Source organism: Streptomyces sp. CBMA123 (genome assembly GCF_014596465.1).
Taxonomy (GTDB): Bacteria; Actinomycetota; Actinomycetes; order Streptomycetales; family Streptomycetaceae; genus Kitasatospora.
In genome coordinates this window covers 1-7,053 of the sequence record NZ_MECK01000269.1, presented here as the reverse complement: position 1 = coordinate 7,053, position 7,053 = coordinate 1, and the positions used below count along the sequence as shown (strand labels likewise).

The window sequence follows — 7,053 nt, the reverse complement described above, 5'->3', positions numbered from 1 at the left end:
GATCCCGTCCAAGAACAAGCACCGCGCGCCCACCGGCGGGATGGCCGTCGAGGTGCAGCTGTCCGGTGCCTCGGTGCGGATAGGCCCGGGGCCGCGGGCCGAGCACGAGCAGCCCGGTCCGGGCACCGCTCCGGCCACCACCGACTGGGTCCGCCGCGCGGCCCCGACCCCGCCGCCGGCCCCGGTCCCGGCCCCGATGCACTCCCCGGCTCCGGCTCCGGCCTCGGCCGCCCGCTGGCGCCCCTGGCGGTTCCGGATGTCCAACGACGTCTGGGGCACCCCGGTGGTCGCCGACGGCACGCTCTTCGTCTCCAGCTTCGAGGTGCACGCGCTGGACATCGCCTCCGGCGAGCGCCGCTACAAGACCCGGGACGTCGCCTGGGCGCTCGCCGTGGACGCCGGCCGGGTGCACGCCGCCGACGGCCCCCACCTGTACACCGTGGACGTCGCGGACGGCACCGAGCGCTGGCGCACCTCGCTGGACGGCTGGGTCTACTCGCTCTCCGCCGCCGACGGCGTGCTCTGCTGCGGCGTGCGCGGCGGCGGCGTCCAGCTGCGCGCGGCCGCCACCGGTGCCGAGCTGTGGCGCGCCGACGACGCCCAGCAGGACTACGAGAACCCCCAGTCCGGCCCGGTCCTGGTGGCCGGCGCGGCCTACTACTACGGCGCCGGACGGCTGCGCTGCGTGGATCCGCGCGGCGCCGGGCTGCGCTGGTCCTTCCAGGTCGGCGAGGACGTCCCCGCGCACCCGGTCGAGCGCGGCGGCGTGCTGTACGTGACGGCCGGCACCCGGGTGTACGCGCTGGACGCGGCCAGCGGGGCGGAACGCTGGCGCTTCGACGCCCCGGTGGTGCTGTTCACCCCGCCGGCGCTGGACGGCGACGCGGTCTACGTGGCCGACTACCTGGGCACGGTCTACGCGCTGGACGCGGCCACCGGCCTGGACCGCTGGCGCGGGGTCACCGGCAGCCGGCAGGGCGCCGAGCCGGTGGTGGTCGGGGACGGCATGGTGCTGGTGGGCAGCGGAGAGGTGCTGTACGCCTTCGAGGCGGCGACCGGCCGGGAGCGCTGGCGCTACACGGCGCGCGGCGAGATCGTCGGCTCCCCGGCGGTGGCCGACGGCCTGGTGCACCTGGGCAGCCGGGACCACTCGCTGCACACCCTGGACCTGGCGACCGGTCAGCTGCGCTGGGAGCTGGGCACCAAGGGCGAGCTCACCGGCTCCCCGGTGGCGGTCGGCGGGCGGGTCTTCGTGGGCTCCAAGGACCGCTGCGTGTACGCGCTGGACGCCTTCTACGGCACGGCGGTGCCCGCCCGCTGAGAGCGGGGCGGACACCGCCGGAAGGGGTCGGCTCAGGCCTTGCGGGCCCCGGGGTGGCGGCTGCACCAGCCGTCCCACGCGGAGGAGACCATGTCCGCCACGTCGTGGGAGGCGCTCCAGCCCAGCTCGCGGTGGATCAGGTCGGCGGCGGCCACCACCCGGGCCGGGTCGCCGGGGCGGCGGGGGGTCACGTCGGCGGTCATGTCGTAGCCGGTGACCTTGCCGATGACCTCGATCATCTCCTTGACGCTGACGCCCTCGCCGCGGCCGATGTTCAGCACCAGCGAGGTCTCCCCGGCCGGGTCGGCGGCCAGCCGCTTGGCGGCGGCCACGTGGGCCGAGGCGATGTCGGAGACGTGGATGAAGTCGCGGACGCAGCTGCCGTCCGGGGTCGCGTAGTCGTCGCCGAAGATCCGCGGGGCCTCGCCGGCGGTCAGCCGCTCGAAGACCATCGGGATCAGGTTGAACACCCCGGTGTCGGAGAGCTCGGGGGAGGCGGCGCCGGCCACGTTGAAGTAGCGCAGGGCGACGGTGGACATCCCGTGGGCCTTGCCGGCCGCGGCGACCAGCCACTCGCCGGCCAGCTTGGTCTCGCCGTACGGGCTCATCGGCGCGCAGGGGGTGGACTCGGTGACCAGGTCGACGTCCGGCATGCCGTAGACGGCGGCGGAGGAGGAGAACAGGAAGCGCTTGACGCCGCCCTCGGCCGCGGCCTCCAGGACCGTCTGCAGGCCGATCATGTTCTCCCGGTAGTACAGGAACGGCTGCTCGACCGACTCGCCGACCTGCTTCTTGGCGGCGAAGTGCAGGATGCCCTCGATGCCGTGCTCGCGGATCGCGGCGTCCAGGACGGCGCGGTCCAGGGTGGAGCCCTCGATCAGCGGGACGCCGGCCGGCACCCGGGAGGCGTCGCCGGTGCTCAGGTCGTCCAGGATGGCGACGCGCTCACCGGCGTCGAGCAGCTGGCGGACGACGTGCCCACCGATGTATCCGGCACCGCCGGTGATCAACCAAGTCATGCGGCAATCCTAGGGTCCGTCTTCGAACTCCCGTCGTCCCCCCGGAGGCGGGGGTTCGAAGACGGGCCCTGGGCGTTCGATTTCGGGCACCGGCCGCGGGCGAGTCGAGTCAGCAAAACGGACAAATCGGTGAAATGCTGACAAAGATTCCCGTGTTCTCATGCCCGCGCCTTCGGCGTGGGGACGAATCGGAGGCAGCCAGGTGAGCCGAACGAAGGAACACAACCGCCCGCTGCCGGCCGGCCCCCGGCCGACCGGCCCCAGGGCGGCGCACCGGCGGCTGGTCGCGCCGGGCGCGGTCGCGGCGGTGACGGCGCTCGCGCTGGCGCTGGCCGGGTGCAGCAGTTCGTCCTCCTCGTCCTCCGCCCAGGCCTCCTCGCCGTCGGTCGGCTCCTCCGGCACCAAGCAGGCCTCCTCCGCCCCCGGCGCCCAGCCGGGCGGCGAGAACCAGCTCCAGGACGCCTACCAGAAGGTGATCGCCGACGTGCTGCCCTCGGTGGTCCAGATCACCACCGGCGACAGCCTCGGCTCCGGGATCGTCTACGACGACAAGGGCGACATCGTCACCAACGCCCACGTGGTCGGCACCGCGACCACCTTCACCGTCACGCTGGCCAACTCCACCAAGTCGCTGGACGCCACCCTGGTCGCCAGCTACCCGGACTCCGACCTCGCGGTGATCAAGCTCAGCAACTCGCCGGGCGGCCTCAAGCCGGCCAGCTTCGGCGACTCCGGCAAGGTCCAGCTCGGCCAGATCACCCTCGCCATGGGCAGCCCGCTCGGACTCTCCGGCAGCGTCACCCAGGGCATCGTCTCGGCCACCGGGCGGACCGTCTCCGAGCCCCGCGGCGGCAGCTCGCCGGGCGCCACCATCGGCAACATGGTGCAGACCTCGGCCGCGATCAACCCGGGCAACAGCGGCGGCGCGCTGGTCAACCTGGACAGCCAGGTGATCGGCATCAACACCCTCGCCGCGACCGAGCCGCAGACCAACGGCGCGGCCGCCCCCGGCATCGGCTTCGCCATCCCGGCGTCCACCATCACCAGCATCACCGACCAGCTGATCAAACAGGGCAAGGTCACCAACTCCGGCCGGGCCGCGCTCGGCATCACCGCCCGGACCAGCTTCAACCAGCAGTTCCAGCCGGCCGGCGCGGTCATCGTGACGGTCAGCCAGGGCGGTCCGGCCGCCTCGGCGGGGCTCCAGGCCGGTGACGTCATCACCAAGATCGGCGACAGCGCGGTCGACTCGCTGAACGCGCTCACCACCGCGCTGGCCTCGCTCACCCCGGGCACCAAGGTCACCGTCACCTACACCAGGGACGGCAACGGCAAGACCGCCGACGTCACCCTCGGCACACTGGAGAGCACCTCCTAGCCCTCCCGAGCGCCGGCCCGCACACCGCGCAAGGGTGCCGCGGGCCGGCCGCCGCGCCGGACCGGCGCCGGGTCCTCGTCCACTGCCTCGACGAGGACCCGGCGCCCTTGCGCGGTGTGCGGGGCTTAGCGGCGGGCGGTGCGGGTGCGCCAGGGCAGCTCGACGGTGACGGTGGTCGGGCCGCCGTCCGGGCTCTCCACCAGGAACACCCCGTCCACCGCCCGGATCCGCTCGGCCAGCCCGGCCAGGCCGCTGCCCGGGTAGGCGGCGGCCCCGCCCTTGCCGTCGTCCTGGACCAGCACCATCAGCTGGTTGTCCGAGCGCCAGACGTCGACCGAGGCGGTGCCGGCGCCCGCGTGCTTGGAGACGTTGGTCAGCAGCTCGCTGACGGTGAAGTAGGCGATGCCCTCGACCGCCGAGTCCGGGCGCTCGGGCTCGCCGTCCGGCCCGGCCAGGTCGACGTTCACCCTGACCCCGCCCGGGACGGTGCAGCGGGCCGCGACCGCGGACAGCGCCGCGTCCAGGCCGCGGTCGGTGAGCACCGCCGGGTGGATGCCGCGGGCCAGGTCGCGCAGTTCCTGCAGGGCCAGCTTCACCTCGCCGTGCGCGTTGTCGACCATCCGGGTGGCGACCGCGATGTCGTCCTGGCTCTCCACCTCGCGCAGCCGCTCCTTGGCCATGCCGAGGTCCATCGCCAGCGCCACCAGGCGGGCCTGGGCGCCGTCGTGCAGGTCGCGCTCGATCCGGCGCAGGTCGGCGGCGGCGGTGTCGACCACGGTGCCGCGGTCGTCCTCCAGCTCGCGCACCCGTTCGGCCAGCGCGCCGGGGAAGAGCAGCGACTCGATCAGGATCCGGTCGGCCGCGGCCATCGCCCGCACGATCACGGGAAGCACCGGCCACAGTGCGATCACCGAGGTCAGGGCCAGGGTGAAGCTCAGGATGCCCCAGGGCAGCATCAGCACGTTGTAGAGCGCCGACCGCCAGTTCAGCAGGTCGGTGAGGTGGGCGATGGTGTAGCCGACCATGCCCGGGCGGCGCGGCTGCACCGGCTGGGGCTCGTCGATCCGGGAGCCGTACGCCGAGCGGGCCCGGCGGCGGCCCAGGGCGCCCAGGGCGCGGGAGCCGGCCAGCCCGGCGGCCAGCACCGGCAGGCCGATCACCGTGATGGACAGGCCGAGGCCGACCGAGAGCGCGGTGACCGACAGCACGAAGCCGGCGATGCCCAGCGGGAGGTTCAGCATCAGCTGTCCGACCTGACGCCACATCCGCGCGCCGTACAGCGGCGGGCGCTCCATCCGAGCGTCCTGCTCCTTGATGGCGTCGACGGCGCGGCGGTGCAGCTTCATCGGATCATCCGTCCCTCGTTCGAGCTGGCGGACCCCAGCATCCCGAACCGGGGCGGGGATGTGCCATGGGGGTGATACATCTTCCCGAGCGGGGGTTAACCCCACCCCCGGCGGGGCCTCCCGGGGTTCGTCCGGGTGTCCACCGGACGTCTTGCGGAGCGGGCGGGTTTCGGGAGGAGTCGAGGCGTCCCCTTAGACTCACGCATTGGCCATGGTTAAGACCGTGTGAGTGAACGTCGTGGAACCGACCCGAGGGCGGGGTCCGCGGCCGAGGTGGAGGCGAAGGCATGGAGGGCCAGCAGGCGGCTGCCGTCGCTGCCGACCCGGCGGTCGGCAGCGGCTACTTCGACGCGTACGCCGCGATGGGCCTGCTGGCCGTCATCGGGGTGCTCTTCGTGGCCGTGGCGTTCACCGCCAACCGCCTGCTGCGGCCGGTGGTGTACTCGCCCGAGAAGCTCCTCACCTACGAGTGCGGGGTCGACCCGGTGGGCGAGGACTGGGCGCACACCCAGGTCCGCTACTACGTGTACGCCTTCCTGTACGTGATCTTCGCGGTCGACGCGATCTACCTGTTCCCGTGGGCGACCGTCTTCGCCACGGCCGGGTACGGTGCGGCAACGCTGATCGAGATGTTCCTCTTCATCGGCTTCCTCGCGGTCGGACTGCTCTACGCTTGGAGAAAGGGCGTTCTGGAATGGACATGACCCACACCCACGCGCACGGCGCCCAGGACGGTCCCGTCCCGCTCGGCCTGCCGGACCCGGCCCGCCCCGGCGCCGTCGAGCGCCGAGGCATCGGCCCGCTCGCCCGGCTCGCGCCCGACCCGGTCAAGGTGGTGCTCAACTGGGGGCGCCGCTACAGCCTCTGGTGCTTCAACTTCGGCCTGGCCTGCTGCGCGATCGAGTTCATCGCCGCGTCCATGGCCAAACACGACTTCATCCGGATGGGCGTCATCCCGTTCGCGCCCGGTCCCCGCCAGGCGGACCTGATGATCGTCTCCGGGACGGTCACCGACAAGATGGCGCCCGCCGTCAAGCGCCTCTACGAGCAGATGCCCGAGCCGAAGTACGTCATCTCCTTCGGCGCCTGCTCCAACTCCGGCGGGCCCTACTGGGACTCCTACTCCGTCACCAAGGGCGTGGACCAGATCATCCCGGTCGACGTCTACGTGCCCGGCTGCCCGCCCCGGCCGGAGGCGCTGCTCCAGGGCATCCTCAAGCTGCAGGAGAAGATCGCCGCCGAGTCGCTGCCCGGCCGCTACACCGCGCCCGCCGCGGCGCTGCGCCGGCCGCTGGTGGCGGGGCCTGCCACCGATGGAGGAGTGTCGTGAGCGAGCGCAGCGAGCCACCTGTCGAGACGCTCACGGCGGAGCAGTACGCGGCGTCGGTCGGGGAGTGGGCGACCGGCGCCGAGGCGTACGGGCTGATCACCGTCGACGTGCCCGCCGAGCGCTGGACCGAGGCGCTCACCCACGCCCGGGACGTCCTGGGCCTGCGCTACTTCGACTGGCTGAGCGCCGTGGACGAACTCGCCGAGGGCTTCTCCGTGGTCGCGCACCTGGCCGCCGCCGAGGCACCGGGCGTACGGCACCTCGCGCTGCGCACCCGGGTGCCGCGCGACAGGGCCGCGCTGCCGAGCGCCGTCACGGTGTACGCCGGGGCGGCCTGGCACGAGCGCGAGACCCACGAGATGTTCGGCATCGACTTCCCCGGGCACCCGTACCCGGCCACCCTGCTGCTGCCGGACGGCTTCGAGGGGCACCCGCTGCGCAAGGAGTTCGTGCTCGCGGCGCGGGTCGCCAAGGCCTGGCCGGGTGCCAAGGAGCCGGGCGAGTCGGACCACGGCGACGGGCCCGCCCGGCGCAAGATGCAGCCGGCCGGTGTGCCGGACCCGAACGAGTGGGGCCCGCTCAAGGGCACCCTGCCGCCGGTCGCCGAGCGGCCCGCGCGCGGTGCGCGGGCGGCCGGGGCGGCGGCGCGCACGCCCCGG

7 protein-coding genes are annotated in these 7,053 nt (G+C 73.5%); 5 read left to right on the top strand and 2 right to left on the bottom strand.

Translation table 11 applies throughout. From position 1 onward, the window contains the following. Window positions 1-1,321: PQQ-binding-like beta-propeller repeat protein (locus tag BG452_RS26645; protein WP_188306898.1), on the top strand; the 1,321-nt coding region annotated here is incomplete at its 5' end. 32 nt (window positions 1,322-1,353) lie between these two features. On the opposite strand, the gene galE is transcribed toward BG452_RS26645, so the two are convergent. After that, window positions 1,354-2,340, bottom strand: a complete 987-nt coding sequence (gene galE / locus BG452_RS26640) for a UDP-glucose 4-epimerase GalE (RefSeq protein ID WP_188306897.1) — start codon at window positions 2,338-2,340, stop codon at window positions 1,354-1,356. Between the two features lie 280 nt (window positions 2,341-2,620). On the opposite strand from galE, the gene BG452_RS26635 reads away from it, so the two are divergent. Further along, the gene (locus BG452_RS26635; protein WP_223242761.1) at window positions 2,621-3,718 is read left to right on the top strand and encodes a S1C family serine protease; all 1,098 of its coding nucleotides are present in this window, start codon (window positions 2,621-2,623) and stop codon (window positions 3,716-3,718) included. A gap of 125 nt (window positions 3,719-3,843) precedes the next feature. Here BG452_RS26635 and BG452_RS26630 read toward each other — a convergent pair whose 3' ends face one another. Continuing rightward, on the bottom strand, window positions 3,844-5,013 hold the full coding sequence (locus tag BG452_RS26630; RefSeq protein WP_188306899.1) for a sensor histidine kinase: 1,170 nt from the start codon (window positions 5,011-5,013) through the stop codon (window positions 3,844-3,846). 338 nt (window positions 5,014-5,351) lie between these two features. On the opposite strand from BG452_RS26630, the gene BG452_RS26625 reads away from it, so the two are divergent. From BG452_RS26625 to BG452_RS26615, 3 genes are all read left to right on the top strand, one after another. Continuing rightward, the gene (locus BG452_RS26625) at window positions 5,352-5,768 is read left to right on the top strand and encodes an NADH-quinone oxidoreductase subunit A (protein WP_188306895.1); all 417 of its coding nucleotides are present in this window, start codon (window positions 5,352-5,354) and stop codon (window positions 5,766-5,768) included. Beyond that, complete coding sequence (locus BG452_RS26620) at window positions 5,759-6,394, top strand: NADH-quinone oxidoreductase subunit B (RefSeq protein WP_188306894.1); 636 nt, start codon at window positions 5,759-5,761, stop codon at window positions 6,392-6,394. The genes BG452_RS26625 and BG452_RS26620 overlap by 10 nt, the downstream gene beginning before the upstream one ends. After that, the coding region (locus BG452_RS26615) for an NADH-quinone oxidoreductase subunit C (protein ID WP_188306893.1) at window positions 6,391-7,053 on the top strand (663 nt) is incomplete at its 3' end. The genes BG452_RS26620 and BG452_RS26615, both read left to right, overlap by 4 nt.

Bases quoted from the DNA above. Each gene is read 5' to 3' on its own strand.
- galE (WP_188306897.1), bottom strand. From the start codon at position 2,340: ATGACTTGGTTGATCACCGGCGGTGCCGGATACATCGGTGGGCACGTC.
- BG452_RS26630 (WP_188306899.1), bottom strand. From the start codon at position 5,013: ATGGAGCGCCCGCCGCTGTACGGCGCGCGGATGTGGCGTCAGGTCGGA.
- BG452_RS26625 (WP_188306895.1), top strand. From the start codon at position 5,352: ATGGAGGGCCAGCAGGCGGCTGCCGTCGCTGCCGACCCGGCGGTCGGC.
- BG452_RS26620 (WP_188306894.1), top strand. From the start codon at position 5,759: ATGGACATGACCCACACCCACGCGCACGGCGCCCAGGACGGTCCCGTC.